Annotated in this window: 12 protein-coding genes and 5 pseudogenes; 12 read left to right on the top strand and 5 right to left on the bottom strand. The window is 72.3% G+C overall.

Annotation, left to right across the window (positions count from 1 at the left end; genetic code table 11):
- Positions 1-33: 33 nt before the first annotated feature.
- The 4 genes from WKH84_RS02080 to WKH84_RS02065 all read right to left on the bottom strand — a co-directional run bounded on the left by WKH84_RS02080 (position 34) and on the right by WKH84_RS02065 (position 3,049).
- Positions 34-741, bottom strand: a complete 708-nt coding sequence (locus WKH84_RS02080; protein WP_341855466.1) for an ROK family protein — start codon at positions 739-741, stop codon at positions 34-36.
- A 289-nt stretch (positions 742-1,030) separates the two neighbouring features.
- Positions 1,031-1,918, bottom strand: a complete 888-nt coding sequence (map, locus tag WKH84_RS02075) for a type I methionyl aminopeptidase (RefSeq protein WP_341855465.1) — start codon at positions 1,916-1,918, stop codon at positions 1,031-1,033.
- 299 nt (positions 1,919-2,217) lie between these two features.
- A complete protein-coding gene (locus WKH84_RS02070) occupies positions 2,218-2,829 on the bottom strand; it encodes a 3-methyl-2-oxobutanoate hydroxymethyltransferase (protein ID WP_341855464.1) in 612 nt (203 codons plus the stop codon).
- The gene (locus tag WKH84_RS02065; RefSeq protein WP_341855463.1) at positions 2,774-3,049 is read right to left on the bottom strand and encodes a 3-methyl-2-oxobutanoate hydroxymethyltransferase; all 276 of its coding nucleotides are present in this window, start codon (positions 3,047-3,049) and stop codon (positions 2,774-2,776) included. The genes WKH84_RS02070 and WKH84_RS02065 overlap by 56 nt, the downstream gene beginning before the upstream one ends.
- Positions 3,050-3,165: 116 nt before the next feature.
- On the opposite strand from WKH84_RS02065, the gene WKH84_RS02060 reads away from it, so the two are divergent.
- From WKH84_RS02060 to WKH84_RS02005, 12 genes and pseudogenes are all read left to right on the top strand, one after another.
- A complete protein-coding gene (locus tag WKH84_RS02060; protein ID WP_341855462.1) occupies positions 3,166-3,735 on the top strand; it encodes a hypothetical protein in 570 nt (189 codons plus the stop codon).
- 131 nt (positions 3,736-3,866) lie between these two features.
- Positions 3,867-4,538 carry a hypothetical protein gene (locus WKH84_RS02055; protein ID WP_341855461.1) on the top strand — a complete coding sequence of 224 codons (672 nt, stop codon included), beginning with the start codon at positions 3,867-3,869 and terminating at the stop codon, positions 4,536-4,538.
- Between the two features lie 168 nt (positions 4,539-4,706).
- Positions 4,707-6,045 (top strand): annotated as a pseudogene (locus tag WKH84_RS02050) (glutamine synthetase family protein).
- Positions 6,038-6,430: a hypothetical protein gene (locus tag WKH84_RS02045; protein WP_341855460.1), complete on the top strand. Its 393-nt coding sequence runs from the start codon at positions 6,038-6,040 to the stop codon at positions 6,428-6,430. Before WKH84_RS02050 ends, WKH84_RS02045 begins: the two are co-directional and overlap by 8 nt.
- A gap of 195 nt (positions 6,431-6,625) precedes the next feature.
- Positions 6,626-7,990 (top strand): annotated as a pseudogene (locus tag WKH84_RS02040) (bifunctional [glutamine synthetase] adenylyltransferase/[glutamine synthetase]-adenylyl-L-tyrosine phosphorylase); the annotation flags it as partial.
- A gap of 82 nt (positions 7,991-8,072) precedes the next feature.
- Positions 8,073-9,266: a putative nucleotidyltransferase substrate binding domain-containing protein gene (locus WKH84_RS02035; RefSeq protein ID WP_341855459.1), complete on the top strand. Its 1,194-nt coding sequence runs from the start codon at positions 8,073-8,075 to the stop codon at positions 9,264-9,266.
- 139 nt (positions 9,267-9,405) lie between these two features.
- Positions 9,406-10,053: a PD-(D/E)XK nuclease family protein gene (locus tag WKH84_RS02030; RefSeq protein WP_341855458.1), complete on the top strand. Its 648-nt coding sequence runs from the start codon at positions 9,406-9,408 to the stop codon at positions 10,051-10,053.
- A gap of 2 nt (positions 10,054-10,055) precedes the next feature.
- The gene (locus WKH84_RS02025) at positions 10,056-10,412 is read left to right on the top strand and encodes a hypothetical protein (RefSeq protein ID WP_341855457.1); all 357 of its coding nucleotides are present in this window, start codon (positions 10,056-10,058) and stop codon (positions 10,410-10,412) included.
- A gap of 205 nt (positions 10,413-10,617) precedes the next feature.
- Complete coding sequence (locus WKH84_RS02020) at positions 10,618-11,190, top strand: TetR/AcrR family transcriptional regulator (protein WP_341855456.1); 573 nt, start codon at positions 10,618-10,620, stop codon at positions 11,188-11,190.
- A pseudogene (locus WKH84_RS02015) lies at positions 11,187-12,117 on the top strand (ABC transporter ATP-binding protein). The gene WKH84_RS02020 and the pseudogene WKH84_RS02015 overlap by 4 nt, the downstream one beginning before the upstream one ends.
- A gap of 127 nt (positions 12,118-12,244) precedes the next feature.
- Positions 12,245-13,687, top strand: a complete 1,443-nt coding sequence (locus WKH84_RS02010) for a hypothetical protein (RefSeq protein WP_341855455.1) — start codon at positions 12,245-12,247, stop codon at positions 13,685-13,687.
- 169 nt (positions 13,688-13,856) lie between these two features.
- Positions 13,857-14,196 (top strand): annotated as a pseudogene (locus tag WKH84_RS02005) (YciI family protein).
- Between the two features lie 399 nt (positions 14,197-14,595).
- Here WKH84_RS02005 and glnA read toward each other — a convergent pair.
- Positions 14,596-16,027, bottom strand: a pseudogene (gene glnA, locus WKH84_RS02000) (type I glutamate--ammonia ligase).
- Positions 16,028-16,156: the final 129 nt, after the last annotated feature.

Raw genomic sequence — 16,156 nt, 5'->3', positions numbered from 1 at the left:
GCTCCGACCGCGGGACGGCCTCGGCCGATGGGCTCAGCTGCCTGCGTGGTGCTTGTCGTCCTTCTTCTTGCCCTTCCGCAGGGCCTTCTCCTCGCGATGGGCGAGCACCGCCGCGCCGATGATCCCGGCCTCGTTGCGCGCTCGGCCGGCACGATCTCGGCCTCGAGGTCCAGCAAGCGGCAGGAACTTCTGGTGCTTCTTCGAGACGCCGCCGCCGACGATGATGCGGGTGGGGCTGAAGAGGAACTCGATGTGGGAGAAGTACTCCTGGAGGCGACCGGCCCAGGTCTCCCAGTCCAGGTCCTCGCGCTCCTTGGCGGAGGAGGCCATGTACTTCTCGGCGTCGTCGCCGTGCAGGAGCACGTGGCCGAGCTCGGTGTTGGGCACCAGGCGGCCGTCGACGAAGGTCGCGCCGCCCACGCCGGTGCCGAGGGTGAACACCTGCACCACGCCGGAGCTCTTCCGGCCCGCGCCGAACTCCATCTCGGCGATGCCGGCGGCGTCGGCGTCGTTGACCACGAACACGTCGTGGCCGGTGCGCTCGGTGAACAGGGCGTCCACGTCGGTGCCGATCCAGGACTTGTCCACGTTCGCGGCGGTCTTCGCCACGCCCTCCTGGATCACGGCCGGGAAGGTGACGCCGACGGGCATGTCCTCGGGGATGTCGAAGGAGCCGAGGAGCTCGGCGACGGTGTCCGCCACGGCCTCGGGGGTCGAGGGTCGCGGGGTCGGGATCCGCACCCGGTCGGCGGAGAGCTCGCCTTTGCCGAGGTGGACGGGCGCTCCCTTGATGCCGCGCCGCCGATGTCGATCCCGAAGGCCTTCTTGCTCATCGTCTCTCCTTGGTCGTGCGATGCGGGAAGGCCCCGCCCGGTGCCGGGGCGCCGCCCTCGGCACCCTCTCTCGGGCGCCCACGATACCCGGGTCGCGCAGGCACGCGACGGGGACGTCCGAGGACGGCCCCGCACGGCCGCCGGACTCCCGCGGAGGTCGCGGCGAGCGGTCCGCGGGGTCCGGGAACGGACCGGTCTCAGACGACGGTGAGGAGCTCGGGGCCCGCGTCGGTGATGAGCATGGTGTGCTCGAACTGGGCCGAGTAGGAGCCGTCGCGGGTGACGACCGTCCAACCGTCGTCCCACTGGTCCCAGGCCTGCGAGCCGAGCGTCACCATCGGCTCGATGGTGAAGGTCATGTTCTCCTCGATGACGTCGTCGAACATCGGCGCGGAGTCGTAGTGGGGGATGACCAGCCCGTTGTGGAAGCCCTCGGCGACGCCGTGGCCGGTGTAGTCGCGCACCGACTCCATGCCGTGGCGGGAGACGAACTTCTCGATGACGCGGCCGATCACGTTGACCTCGCGGCCGGGCCGGGCCGCCTTGATCCCGCGCAACATCGCGTCGTGGGCGACCTCGACCAGCTCCTGGGCGCGCGGGGCGACGTCGCCGACGAGGAAGGTCGCGTTGCAGTCGCCGTGGACGCCGTGCAGGAAGGCGGTGACGTCGACGTTGAGGATGTCGCCGGACTCCATCACGGTCGAGTCGGGGATGCCGTGGCAGATGACCTCGTTCAGGCTCGTGCAGCAGGACTTCTCGAAGCCGAGATAGCCGAGCGTGGAGGGGTAGGCACCGTTCTCTAGCGAGACGTCGTGGACCACCGCGTCGATGTGGTCGGTGGTGACGCCCGGTCGCGCGGCCTCGCCGGCGGCCTGGAGGGCGAGCGCCGCGACGCGGGAGGCCTCGCGCACGCGGGCGATCACGTCGGCGCTCTGCACGAACGGACCCGTGTCCGAGACCGCCTCGTCCTTGCCCACGTACTCGGGGCGCTCGATGTGCGCGGGCACGGGCCGACGGGGGCTGAGGGTTCCGGGCACCAGCGGCGCGCGCCCCTCGGGACGGATCCAATCCTGCTCTACAGTCATGTCCACCAGTCTCTCACCGACAGCGAAGGAGACCGACGTGACCGAGGGCACGCAGTACTACTACAACCTGAGCACCGGCACGGTCGAGGAGGGGGCGCAGTCCCCGGCCACCGAGCGGATGGGCCCCTACGCCACGCGCGAGGAGGCCGAGCGCGCGCTGAGCACCGCCGCGCGCGCAACCAGGAGTGGGAGGAGGACGACAAGCAGTGGGAGGAAGGCTGAGCCCTCGTGCACGAGGGCTGACCGCACCCGCGTGAGGGCCGGCCGCACCCGCGCGGGCGGCCGGCCCGTCGGCCCCGTCAGTCGAAGGAGTGCTCTGCCCCCGGGTAGCTGCGCTCCTCGACCTCGGCGCGATAGGCGGTCGCGGCGCCGAGCGACTCGCCGCGCAGGTCCGCGAAGGCCTTGACGAACTTGCCCCGGAAGCCGGACAGGCCCGCCATGTCCTGCCACACGAGCACCTGGCCGTCGCAGCCGGCCCCGGCGCCGATTCCGATCGTGGGCACCCGCGGCGCGGCGGTGACCTCGGCGGCGACGCGGGCCGGCACGAGCTCGAGCACCATCGCGCTGACCCCGGCCTCCTGGATCGCGAGCGCGTCGGCGAGCATCTTCTTCGCCGCCTGCTCGTCGCGGCCCTGGACCCGGTGCCCGGAGTGGGCGTTGACGGACTGGGGCGTGAAGCCGAGGTGCCCGATCACGGGGATGCCCGCGGCGACGAGCGCCTCGATCTGGGGGACGACCTCGGCGCCGCCCTCGAGCTTGACCGCCTCGGCGCCCGCGCGCACCAGCTCGATGCCGTGCGCGACACCGCATCCCGCGGCGCGGTCTCGTAGGTGCCGAAGGCGAGGTCGGCGACGATCAGCGGGCGGGTGACGCGCGGGCGACGGCCGCGGTGAACACGAGCATGTCCGCATGCGTGGTCGCGGTGGTCGAGGAGTGGCCGAGCACGGTGGTGCCCACGGAGTCGCCGATCAGCAGGGTCTCGATCCCGGCCTCCTCGAAGACGCGGGCGGAGAACTGGTCGTAGGCGGTCAGCATCGCGAAGGGGCGGCCCTGCTCCTTGGCCTGCTGGAGGTGGCGCAGTCGGATCTTCGCCGGAGCGGCAGGGACGGCGGCGGGGGACTCAGTGCTCACAGCGGGCTCCTGGACGGGGACGGGGATCCGGCGCTCCAGCCTAGCGCCGTCCGCGTTGCCCCGGGGCACCCGGTTCCCGCCGGTCAGGTGCGGTGCGTGCCCGGCGTGTGCCACCCTTGGAGCGTCGTGCGCAGACGTCGCCGAGAAGAGGTCACCATGGAACCGCATCCCCTGCGCGGCCCCGTCCGTCGGATCGCCGCCTGCGCCTTCGCCCTCGCTCTCGCGCTCGGCACCGCCGCCTGCACCGGCGGGGACGACGAGCGCGACCCGCCCCGGAGACCCCCAGCGCGACGCCGAGCGCCTCGGCCGACGCCGCCCCGGAGGCGAGCGACGGCGCCGAGGTCACCGACGCGGATCTCTCCGCGGCGACCGACCGGTTCCTCGGCTTCCTCGGCGTGATCGACGACCAGGACTGGGAGGCCGCCTGCGGCTACGTGCTCGACCCGGGCACCGGCACCGCGCCCGAGGGCGAGCGCCTGCAGCAGTGCGCCGACGGGGCGCGCGGCGCCATGGCGGACTACGAGGAGATGCTGGAGCCGGGGGTGTTCGACCAGCTGGACGCCTCGATGGTCCAGGCCGAGCCCGCCGCCGACGGCACCATCTCGCTGAGCCTGCTCGAGCGACCGGTGGAGATCCCGATGACACGCGGCGACGACGGGCAGTGGTACCTCTCGATACCGTTCTGATCAGCGCCCGCCGCGACGTGCGGGCCGGCTCCTGGGACATGGGGAGTACTCCCCAGCGACAGGGCCGCCCCTGCCGTGTCACTCTTCTGGTGTCCGGGGATCGTCCCCGGACGTCGAGGGAGGACACGATCATGAACTCGATCATGCGCAGGACCGTCAGGGGAACGGCCACCGGGCTGGGAGCCATCGCGCTCATCGCAGGGGCGTCCGCCTGCGGCGCGATCGGAGATCTCACCGGGGGAGGCGAGGGCGGCGACGACCCCTCGGCCGAGCGACCCGCCGACGAGGAAGACGGCGGGGAGTCCGAGGGAGGCGAGCCCGAGGGCGCGGAGTCGGAGGGATCCGCCGAGGACGGCGAGAGCTCCGAGGGTGACGGGGCCTCGACCGACGAGTCCGAGGATGCCGAGGGCGATGACGCCGGCGGCGACACCTCCGAGGGCAGGGACGAGGCCGCGGGCCCGATCTCCGAGGAGGAGCTCACCACGGCGGGGGACCGGTTCTACGCCTTCTTCGAGGCGATCGGCGCCCAGGATCCCGAGGGTGCCTGCCGCCTGGTGATCGACTACGACACCGGCGAGCCCGCCGAGAGCGACGGCCTGCAGACCTGCGTGGACAGCTTCGACGAGGAGTTCGGCGGGGACTTCGACCCGTCGGCCGTCGATGCCATCGAGCGTTCGATGATCGGCGCCGAGGACAACGGCGACGGACGCGCTTCCATCACGATGCTGGACGAGCCCGCCGACATGTACATGAAGAAGGCCGACGACGGCCAGTGGTACATCGAGGCCGACGCCCCGTTCTGAGCCGACCGCAGCGGCGCACGCTCCGACGGTCCGCGGACGACGGGACGCCCCGACTCCTCCCGCGTAGCCGGGGCGTCGCTCATTGCGCCCCTCCGCCTGGGGAACCGCTGGTGACCCGCCCGGTGTCGGGACGCACGACGAGCCCCGCTCCTGAGGCAGACTTACCCCATGGGACATCTCCATGACGACGTCATCCGCACCGTCTCCGACAAGGACGTGCGGTTCATCCGGCTGTGGTTCAGTGACATCGTGGGGACGCTGAAGTCCATCGCGATCTCGCCGGCGGACCTCGAGATCGCCTTCACCGAGGGCATCGGCATCGATGGCTCCACGATCGAGGGCCTCACCCGCAGCTACGAGTCCGACATGATCCTGCGCCCGGACCCTGCGACCTTCGAGCCGCTGGCCTGGCGCGGCGAGACCAACGCGACCGGCCGCATGATGTGCGACGTCCTCACCCCCGACGGCGAGCCCGCGGCCTCAGATCCGCGCCGCGTGCTGAAGGACGCCCTCGCCCGCGCGGAGGAGAAGGGGCTGGAGTTCTTCACCCACCCCGAGATCGAGTTCTACCTCTTCGAGCGACCCCTACGAGGAGGGCTCCCCAGCGCGGCCGGTGGACCACGCCGGCTACTTCGACCACGTCCACCGCGGCCAGGGCCAGGACTTCCGGCGCGCCGCCATCCAGCATCTGGAGGCGATGAACATCCAGGTCGAGTTCTCCCACCACGAGAACGGTCCGGGCCAGAACGAGATCGACCTGCGCTACGCCGACGCGCTCACCACGGCCGACAACATCGTCACCCTCCGCACCGTGGTCAAGGAGGTCGCGCTGTCGCTGGGGCAGGTCGCCTCCTTCATGCCCAAGCCGATGATCGACCAGCCCGGCTCCGGCATGCACACCCACCTCTCCCTCTTCCAGGGCGGGAAGAACGCCTTCCACGAGCCGGGCGCCGAGTACGGCCTCTCCCGCACCGGTCGCCAGTTCATCGCCGGACTGCTCGCGCCACGCCCCCGAGTACGTGGCGGTGACGAACCAGTGGGTGAACTCCTACAAGCGTCTCTGGGGCGCGCAGGAGGCGCCGAGCTACATCTGCTGGGGCCATAACAATCGCTCCGCGCTGGTGCGCGTCCCCTTCCACAAGCCCACCAAGACCACCTCCTCCCGGGTCGAGTTCCGAGGGCTGGACTCCTCGGCGAATCCCTATCTCGCCTTCGCCGTCTTGCTCGCCGCCGGGATGGCCGGGGTCGAGGGCGGCTACGAGTCGCCCGAGGGCGCTGAGGACGCAGTATGGGAGCTCACCGAGCGGGAGCGCCGCGCGATGGGCATCGAGCCGCGCCCACCGACCTGTTCCGCGCTCTGGAGGTCTTCGAGGGCTCCGAGCTGATGGCGGACACGCTCGGCGAGCAGGTCTTCGAGTACTTCCTCCGGGACAAGCGCGAGGAGTGGCACCGCTATCGCGAACAGGTGACCGACCACGAGCTCCGCTCGACCTTCAGCCGTGTCTGACGGGGACGCCGTGAACGCCGCGCCACCGCCCGAGAAGCACGGCTCTCAGGAGGAGAACGCACCGACGTCACAGACCGTGCCGTCGTCGAAGTCCGCACCGCCCGAGCGACCCGGTGCCAGCGAGGAGCCGGCGACCACCACCGGCGCTCTCGCCCGCCTCGGCTTCAGCCGCACCGATCGCGTCAGCCGCTTCCTCTCCGAACCGGCGGCGCGCGGCCTCGGCGACGGCGCCGCGGAGGCCCTCGGCGCGACGGCCGACGGGGACGACGCGGTGCTGGGCCTGCTTTGCGCCTGGCGGAGTCCGCCCGGGAGGCCGGCCAGGGCGCCCTGCTCGAGGAGTTCCTCGCCGGGGTGGGCACCGTCGGCACCCCGGGACACCGGCTGATCCGCCTGCTCGGCGTCTCGGTCGCGCTCGGCGACGTGCTCGCCCGCCACCCCGAGAGGCTCGAGCTCCTGCGTGAGGGGGACGACGAGCTCGCGGTCCCCGCCGCCGCGGTGCGCGAGGCGCCGCTCGAGGCCGTCGGCGCCGATCCGTCGGCCGAGGTGCCCGTGGCGGGCTCCGGCGGCCGCGAGCAGAGGGATGCGGCCGCGCGCCGGCTACCACCTGCGCCTGGCCCAGATCGCCGCGGCCGACGCCGTCGCCGCCGACCCCGCCGCCCTCCAGCCCCGCGTCTCCGCCGCGATCAGCGACCTCGCCGACGCCGCCCTCGAAGCGGCCTCCGCGATCGCCCGCGCCACCGTCGAGGGGCACGAGCAGGTGCGCTGGTCCGTGATCGCGATGGGCAAGACCGGTGCGCGGGAGCTCAACTACATCTCCGACGTCGACGTCATGCACGTCGTCGCCCCCGCACAGGAGGGGTGCGAGGAGGAGGACGTGATCACGATCGGGGCCGCGCTGGCGAGGGAGCTCGCCCGCGCCTGCTCCGAGCGCACCGCCGAGGGATCGCTGTGGCAGGTGGACGCGAACCTGCGCCCCGAGGGCAAGGACGGACCGCTGGTGCGCACCCTGGACTCCTACCGCCGCTATTACACCGAATGGGCGAAGTCCTGGGAGTTCCAGGCGCCGCTGAAGGCCCGAGCCGCCGCCGGCGACCGCGAGCTCGGCGCCGCCTACGAGGAGATGGTCGCGCCGTGGGTGTGGAAGGCCTCCACCCGCGAGGGCTTCGTCGAGGACACCCGGGCGATGCGCCGCCGCGTCGTCGCCCACATCCCGCGCGCCGAGGTGGACCGGAACATCAAGCTCGGCCCCGGCGGACTGCGAGACGTCGAGTTCACCGTCCAGCCGCTGCGGCTGGTGCACGGCCGCGCCGACGAGCAGCGGCTCCAGGGACGCTCCACCCTCGACTCCCTCGCTCGGCTCGGCGAAGGCGGCTACATCTCCCGCACCCACGTCGCCGAGATGGACGAGGCCTACCGCTTCCTGCGCCGCGTCGAGCACCGCCTCCAGCCGCACCGCCTGCGTCGCACCCAGGTGCCGCCCACCGCCGCCTCGGACCTGCGCCGCCTCTCCCGCGACCTGGGCCTCGGCACCGACGAGTTCGCGGGGCGCTACCAGCGCACCAGGCGACGCGTCCGCCAGCCGCACGAGGAGATCTTCTACCGGCCGCTGCTGCTGACCGCCTCGCAGCTGTCCGACGGGGAGATCGCGCTGAGCGCCGAGGACGCCCAGGCGCGCCTGGCCGCGATCGGCTATCGCGACCCCGGCCGGGCGCTCGCGCACATCTCCTCCCTCACCGAGGGGATCTCCCGACGCGCCAGGATCCAGCGCCAGCCGCTCCCGGCGATGCTCGAATGGTTCGCCGACGGGATCGACCCGGACCTGGGGTCGCTCGCCTTCCGCCGCCTCTCCGACGAGATCGGCTCCGCCCACTGGTACATGGGGCCGCTGCGCGACTCCGGGCTCGCCGCGAAGCGTCTGACGAAAGTGCTGGCCGCGAGCAGGTACGTCGGCGAGGAGCTCGAGCGGATCCCGGAGGCGGTGCGCTGGCTGGCCCGCGACGAGCAGCCTGCGCCCCCTGTCCCGCGAGGTGCTGGGCCGGGAGTTCCTCGCCGTGATCACCCGCGTGGACACCGTCGAGGAGGCGCGGGACGTCGCGCGCCGCACCCGCGACCGGGAGCCGCTGCGGATCGCGCTCGCCCATCTCACGGACGTCGCCTCCGCCGCGGAGGTCGCCTGTGCCCTCACTGACCTCGCCGAGGCGGTGCTCGAGGCCGGGCCGCTGGTCGCCTATCACGTCGTGGCTCGCGAGCGGAAGGTCGTCGGCGAGGAGGCCGAGCCGCTGGACGGCGTCGACGAGGTCGACGAGACCACCGCGCGGGAGCCGCGCGAGCGACGCTCGGATCCCGCGCGGGCGCTCGGCGTGGAGCTGGCGATCATCGCGCAGGGCGCCTTCGGCGCCCGGGAGATGGGCTATTCCTCCGACGCGGACGTGCAGTTCATCGCCGTGGACCGGGGCGCCGGCCGCGACACCGTCGAGATCACGAACGCCGTCGCCACCCAGATCCAGAAGATCCTCAACGCCCCCGTCGCCCGCTCCGACATGAAGGTCAGCGCCGATCTGCGCCCTGAGGGGAAGGTCGGCCCGCTCACCCGCACCGCCGAGTCCTGGATCGACTACCTCCGGCGGGATGCCGAGACCTGGGAGAAGCAGGCGCCGCTGCGGGCCCGCGTGGTCGTCTCCTCCGAAGCCCTCGGCGAGCGGCTGACCGGGGAGATGGACCGCCACCGCTATCCGGACGGCGGTCTGGAGGAGCAGGACCGTCGGGCGATCACGCGCATGAAGGCGCGGGTGGAGTCCGAGCGTCTGCCCCGCAACGCCGACCCCGCCCGGCATCTCAAGCTCGGACGCGGCGGGATGACCGACGTCGAATGGTGCACGCAGCTGCTCGCCCTCGAGCACGGCCACGAGGTCGAGGGCCTGCGCACCACCTCGACCCTCGCCCAGCTCGAGGCCGCGGTCGCGGCCGAGCCGCTCGAGGGGCGCGAGGCCGAGGAGCTGCGAGCCGCCTGGACGCTCGCCTGGCGGCTGCGGCGCGGGCTGTTCCTGTGGAAGGGGCGCGAGGGGGAGGTGCTCCCCAGCGATCGGAACGACCTGCGGGCGCTGGCCCTGCTGATCGACGGCGAGGACGCCACCGCATCTGAGCTCGAGGACCGCTATCTCAAGGTCACCCGCCGCTCCCGCACCCTCGCCGAGCAGATCATCTTCGGCGAGACCTGCTGAGCCCTCCCGCTGACGTGAGACGCGCCCGCCCCCGGCGCGTCGGCCCCGCCGCGGACAGGCACGGGGCGGCCGAGCGCGTACCGTGGGAGGCTGTCCGCCCGCGTCGCCCCGCGCGACCCCCGCACCCCTCCGAGGACCGATGACCACCCCCTCCCTGAGCGCTGACACCCCGCGCGGCCGCATGTACCGCCTCGAGCCCGAGGGCCCGCTGATGTACCCCTCGATCACCACCGTGGCGGGGATGCGCGCCAAGGACTTCCTGCAGGGCTGGTACGCGACCATGGCCTCGAAGAGGGCGCTGGACATGTACGCCTGGCTCGAGCGGAACCCCGACCGCGCCGCCTCGGAGATCTCCCGCGTCACCCGCGACCGCTGGGGCACCCAGAAGAAGATCGCCGCCGCCGCGCCGGAGCACACCGCCGCCGCCTCGGACTTCGGCACCCTGGTCCACTCCGCCTGCGAGGACTGGGGCACCAGCGGCTCACGGCCCGACGCCGACCACATCGGCGGGATCATCGAGCGGATGCGCACCGGCTCCGGCGCCTTCGCCACGGAGAAGGACCTCCGCGGCCTCGTCGCCCGCGCCGAGGTGCGACTGGACGGCTACGGCCGCTTCCTCGACGACTTCCAGCCCGAGTTCGTGGAGGTCGAGCAGACGGTCGTGAACCACTCCGTCGGCTACGCCGGCACCACCGATGCGATCGTGAAAATCGGCAATACCCTGCTCAGCGCCGACATCAAGACCTCGAAGAAGGTCCGCGGCGACTACGCGCGCCGCAGGGGGTAGCGGTGTGCCGTGCCGAGCCGCTGCTCGACGACGACGGCTCCACCCGCGAGATGCCGGAGCTGACCGGAGCGTTCATCATCCACCTCCCCGAGGCGGGCGGCTACCAGGCTGTGCCGCTGAGGACGGGGGAGGAGGAGTTCGAGGTGTTCCGGGCCGCGCGCGGCATGGTCGTTCGAGCCCGACGAGTGCGCGCTCGAGCCCGCCGCCGACCCCAAGGGCCTCGTGCTCTCGCTGCTGCGCACCAAGGGCGGGCTCGACGCCCTGGGCTGAGCACTTCACGCCCTCCGCCGCCGCGCGCCGGTCCCTTCGGGGCCGGCGCGCTCGCATCTCCGGGCGAAGAATCCCTTGCCCCGCATTGAACACACGTATAGCGTGTTGAACGTCAGTTCAGCACAGGGCCTGCGCGCTCCCGCAGAGCGGGCCCGATGCCCGAGGAGAGCCGCATGGCAGAGTCCGCCCCCGCCGACGAGCGGATCCTCCAGGCCGCGATGCGACGCTTCGCCGTCGACGGCCTGGGCGCCCCGGCTGCGCGCCGTCGCACAGGATGCCAGGGTCAGCGCGGGCTTGATCATCCACCACTTCGGCTCGCGCGAGAAGCTCCTCGAGGCCTGCGACCGGCGCGCCCTCGAGGTCACCCGGCGCGAGAAGAGGGCGGCGGTGACCGGTGGCGTGGGCACGATGCTCGCCCAGCTCGCCGCCGTGGAGCAGTACGCGCCCGAGACGGGCTACGTCGCGCGCCGCCTCCAGGCCGGCGGCCCGCTCGCCCAGCGGCTGATCGAGGACTTCATCGCCAATGCGAGGGACTACCACGAGGAGGGGGAGCGGGCAGGGGTGCTCAGCCCCAGCCGCGACCCCGAGGCGCGCGTGCGGGTGCTCGCGCACATGGCGCTCGGCTCCCTCGTGCCGCAGATGCCCGGCCAGGGGGCGCCGATGGACCTGGAGGACCTCCCGCGGTGGATGCGCGAGTACACCGACTCGCTGACCCTGCCCCTGCTCGAGCTCTACACCACCCCGCCGCTCACCGACGCGAGCCTGCTGGACGCCTATCTCGCCGCACAGAGCGACGCGGACACCGCGACCGACGAGGGCGCGCACACCACCGACTCCACCTCACCGACCGACGGGAGCCCGACATGACCAGCATGGAACCTGCGGTCCACGTCCGCGACCTCACCAAGACCTTCGGCGCCACGAGGGCGCTGGACGGCTTCGACCTCACCGTGCCGCACGGCGAGGTGACCGGCTTCCTCGGCCCCAACGGCGCGGGCAAGTCCACCACCATCCGCGTCTTCGCTGGGCCTGCTGCGGGCGAGCTCCGGGACGGTTCGCGTCCTGGGCAGGGACCCGTGGCGGGACGCGGTCGCGATCCACCACCGCCTCGCCTACGTCCCCGGCGACACGAACCTCTGGCCGGGCCTGACCGGCGGCGAGGCGATCGACGTGCTCACCCGCGGCGAGAGCGGCGAGCGCCACCGCCGCCGACGCGAGGAGCTGATCGAGCGCTTCGAGCTCGACCCCACCAAGCGCGCCCGCACCTACTCCAAGGGCAACCGCCAGAAGGTCGCGCTCGTCGCCGCGCTCTCCCGCGACGTGGACCTCTACATCATGGACGAGCCGACCTCCGGCCTCGATCCGCTGATGGAGGCGATCTTCACCGACGAGGTCGCCCGCCTGCGCGCCGCCGGCCGCACCGTGTCGCTCTCCAGCCACATCCTCGCCGAGGTCGAGAAGCTCTGCGACACCGTCACCATCATCCGCGCCGGGAAGGCCGTGGAGTCCGGCACCCTCGCCGAGTCGCGCCACCTCACCCGCTCCACCGTCGCCGCGACGACCGACGCCGATCCTGCGCCGCTCACCCGGCTCGACGGGGTCCACGACCTCGTCGCCGAGAACGGGCGCCTCCGCTTCGACGTGGACGACCGGGCGCCGCACGACGTCGCGCCCGTGCTCACGGCCCTCGGCGTCACCGGTCTCACGATCACCCCGCCCTCCCTCGAGGACCTCTTCCTGCGCCACTACGGCGACGAGCTCGAGCCCGTGTCCGAGGACGCGGACGCGTCATGACCGCCGCGACCGCCGCCCCCACCCATCGCGGGCGCCGCCGCGCGGCCGGCCCGCTCACCGGCCGCGCGCCCTGCTCCGTCTCCACCTCCGGCTCGCCCGGCGCGGCATCCTGATCTGGACCCTGGCCGTGCTCGTCCTGGTACCCGCCTCGATCTATGCGATGGAGGACGTCTACCCCGACCAGGCGGCGCTCGACGCCCGGGCGGCGCCGCTGGACAACCCCTCGGCCGTGATGATGACCGGCCCGTTCTTCGCCGCCGACCATTACACCTTCTGGGCGATGGTCGCCAACGAGCCGCTGCTCTACCTGCTCGTCCCGGCCGCGATCATGTCGATCCTGCTCACCGCCCGCCTCACCCGCGGCGAGGAGGAGTCCGGACGGCTCGAGCTGCTGCGCTCCCTGCCCACCGGCCGCCTCGCCCCGTCGGTCTCCGCCCTGCTGGTGATGGCGCTGGCGAACCTCGTCCTCGGCGCCGCGGTGGTCGCAGGGATGCTGATCGGCGGGGGAGAGACGGCGGATTCGCTGGCGCTCGGGCTCGCGACCGCCCTGACAGGACTGGTCTTCGGCGCGGTCACCGCGGTCACCGCCCAGCTCACCGAGCACGCCGGCACCGCCTCCGGCACGGCGCTGGGGATCCTGGCGCTCGCGTTCATGGTGCGCGGCATCGGGGACGTGATCGAACGCGACGGCTCGTGGCTGTCCTGGTTCTCGCCGCTCGCCTGGGCGCGACAGACGCGCGCCTTCGTGGACCTGCGCTGGTGGCCCCTGCTCGTCTCCCTCGCCGCCGTCGCCGTCTTGCTGGTGATCGCCGGCCGGCTCTCGCACCGCCGCGACCTCGGGGCCGGGCTCCGCCCCGCGGCGGCCGGACGCGCCGCCGCGTCGGCGGCGCCGCTCGCCCCGGGCGGCCTCACCCGCCGGCTGGTCGGCGGGACCCATCTGGCCTGGGGCATCGGACTGTTCCTCTTCGCGCTCGCCTTCGGCTCCCTCGCCAGCTCGCTCACCGACTTCGCGGAGAACCTGCCGGACCTGGCCGGCGTGGCCCCGATCCGGCTCGACGACCTCACCGGCTCGTTCTCCGCCTTCGTGCTGATGATGCTCGCGATCGGCCCGGTCGCCCTCGCCGTCTCCGGGATGCTCCGGATGCGCACCGAGGAGACCGCGGGACGCCTCGCCGGCGTGCTCGTCGCCGGCACCTCCCGGGCGCGCCTGGCCGGCCAGTGGTTCCTGGTCGTCGCCGCTGGGCACCGCCGCGATGCAGGTGTCGCTCGGCCTCGGCGTCGGGATCGGCGTGTGGAGCGCGACCGAGGACACGGCCTGGATCGGCGAGATGACCCTCGCCGCGCTCACCTATCTCCCCGCCGTCGCGCTGTATGCGGCGATCGCCCTCGCCCTCTACGGGCTCGGGTCCCGCATCGCCCCTCTCGCCTGGCTGCTCGTGGTGTACACCGCGCTGGTGACCTTCCTCGGTCAGATGCTGGGCCTGCCCGACTGGGCCATGGACCTCTCGCCCCTGCGAAGACATCGCCCTGGTGCCCTCCGAGGATCTCGAGGCGATGCCGCTCGTGGTGATGGGCGTCGCCGCCGCGGTGCTGGCCCTGCTCGGACTCGCTCTGCTGCGCCGCCGGGACCTCACCGCCGGTTGAGGGCCGGTGGTCGTCGGGGTGGCGGCGCCGGCCCCGGGCGGGGAGACTCGGGGCGAGCCCCGCGACGGCGCGGAGGCCGACGAGAGGAGCCGACGATGGCGAAGTACCTGATCTCCTTCCCCAGCGGCGCGATGAACCTGTCCGACGAGGAGCTCGCCGCCGCGTCCGAGGACTCCCATGCCGTGGTCCGCGAGGCGAAGGCCGCCGGGGTGTGGGTCTTCGGCGGCGGGATCGACGAGTCCGTGCCCCCGGTGATGGTCACCGGCGGCGGCGCGTGCTGGAGACGACCTACGAGCAGACCCGCCGCATCGACGGCGGGTTCGCCGTGCTCGATCTCGCTACCCGCGAGGAGGCGCTGGAATGGGCGCGCCGGATCGCCGTCGCGTGCCGCGCGCCCAGGAGGTGCGGGTGTTCGGGGACGACCCGGAGAGCTGAGCCGCACCGCCTCGACGGCGAGCGTGCGCGACGCGCCGAAACACGCCATGAGCAGGAGCGCAGGCAGGTGACACGTGACCGCCCAGCCTTTGACGCGCAAGTGACGCGGCTCATATTCTGCCATCGCCCGCACGCCCTGCCGCTCGCGGGTCCGCATGCCCGGCACGGGCTACCCCGACCGAGGCGGCCCGGACGATGCCGTCCCACCCGGAGGAAGTCATGCGCCTGTCCTCTGCGGCCGCCGCCCGGCGTGTCCGGCGAGGGCGGAGCCCCCGGAAACGGTGCGGTCGTCTCGTACCAGTACCGCTCCGGCCGCTTAGCCCCCCGGGTCGTCGACACGGAGACCCCCGCCCCGCCGGACGGCGGGACGGGGGTCTCTCTTGCGCGAGCGCTGTCGGCTCAGATGTCGTAGTACAGCTCGAACTCGTGCGGGTGCGGGCGGAAGCGGAACGGATCGATCTCCGTGGTGCGCTTGAGCTCGATCCAGGTGGAGATGAGGTCCTCGGGGAACACGTCGCCCTCGGTGAGGTAGTCGTGGTCCGCCTCAAGGGCGTCCAGCGCCGCACCCAGCGTCTCGGGCAGCTGCTGGATCTGCGCGTGCTCCTCCGGCGGGAGCTCGTAGAGGTCCTTGTCGATCGGCTCGGGCGGCTCGATCCGGTTTCGGATGCCGTCGATGCCGGCCATGAGCCGCGCGGCGAAGGACAGGTAGGGGTTCGCCGAGGGGTCCGGGGCGCGGAACTCGACGCGCTTGGCCTTCGGGGAGGAGCCCGTGACGGGGATGCGAATGGCGGCGGAGCGGTTGCGGGCCGAGTAGACCATGTTCACCGGCGCCTCGAAGCCCGGCACCAGGCGCTTGAAGGAGTTCACCGTGGGGTTGGTGAACGCGGTCAGCGAGGGGGAGTGGGCGATGATGCCGCCGATGTACCACCGGGCGATGTCAGAGAGGCCGCCGTAGCCGCGCTCGTCGAAGAACAGCGGCTCGCCGTCCTTCCACAGCGACTGGTGGGTGTGCATGCCCGAGCCGTTGTCGCCGAACAGGGGCTTGGGCATGAAGGTCGCGGTCTTGCCGGCGTCCCACACGGTGTTCTTGACGACGTACTTGAACTTCATGACGTCGTCGGCCGCCTGCAGCGGCGTGTTGAAGCGGTAGTTGATCTCCTGCTGGCCCGCGGTGCCGACCTCGTGGTGGGCACGCTCGACCTGCAGGCCGGTGTCCTCGAGCACGGAGACGATCTCGTCGCGGAGATCCGCCATCTGGTCGTTCGGCGGGACGGGGAAGTAGCCGCCCTTGAGGCGGGTCTTGTAGCCCTGGTTGCCGCCGAACTCGGACTCGTCGCGGTCGGTGTTCCACACGGCCTCGTCGGAGTCGATCGAGTAGAAGCCGGAGTTGACCGACGTCTTGAAGCGGACGTCGTCGAAGATGTAGAACTCGGCCTCGGCCGCGAAGAACGCGGTGTCCGCGATGCCGGTGGACTTGAGGTACTCCTCGGCCTTCGAGGCGACGGTGCGCGGGTCGCGGGAGTAGGGCTCGTCGGTGAACGGATCCACGATCGAGAAGTTGACGATCAGGGTCTTCCGCTCGCGGAACGGATCCAGGTACGCGGTCTCCAGGTCCGGCACGAGCTTCATGTCCGACTCGTGGATGGCCTGGAACCCGCGGATCGAGGAGCCGTCGAAGAGCTGGCCGGTCGCGATGGCCTCCTCGTCGAAGGTGCTCGCCGGAATGTTGAAGTGCTCGCATGACGCCGGGGAGATCGCAGAAGCGGATGTCGATGAACTCGACGCCCTCCTCCTCGATGTACTTCGTGATCTCGCTGGGATTGTTGAACACATCTCCTCCATCCGCGCCGTGCGGCGCGTTAAGTGCTGTCTCACCCCGAGGGGCCGAACCGCTCGAGTGCCGAGGGGCCGCGTCGGGCCGGGACTCGGGTGAGACCAAGCTTAGGGGCAGTGGTGCACC

The organism is Brachybacterium sp. GPGPB12 (assembly GCF_038396325.1).
Lineage (GTDB): Bacteria > Actinomycetota > Actinomycetes > Actinomycetales > Dermabacteraceae > Brachybacterium > Brachybacterium conglomeratum.
This window is presented reverse-complemented; position numbering and strand designations above follow the sequence as displayed.

Bases quoted from the DNA above. Each gene is read 5' to 3' on its own strand.
- map (WP_341855465.1), bottom strand. From the start codon at position 1,918: ATGACTGTAGAGCAGGATTGGATCCGTCCCGAGGGGCGCGCGCCGCTG.
- WKH84_RS02070 (WP_341855464.1), bottom strand. From the start codon at position 2,829: ATGCGGACATGCTCGTGTTCACCGCGGCCGTCGCCCGCGCGTCACCCG.
- WKH84_RS02055 (WP_341855461.1), top strand. From the start codon at position 3,867: ATGAACTCGATCATGCGCAGGACCGTCAGGGGAACGGCCACCGGGCTG.
- WKH84_RS02030 (WP_341855458.1), top strand. From the start codon at position 9,406: ATGACCACCCCCTCCCTGAGCGCTGACACCCCGCGCGGCCGCATGTAC.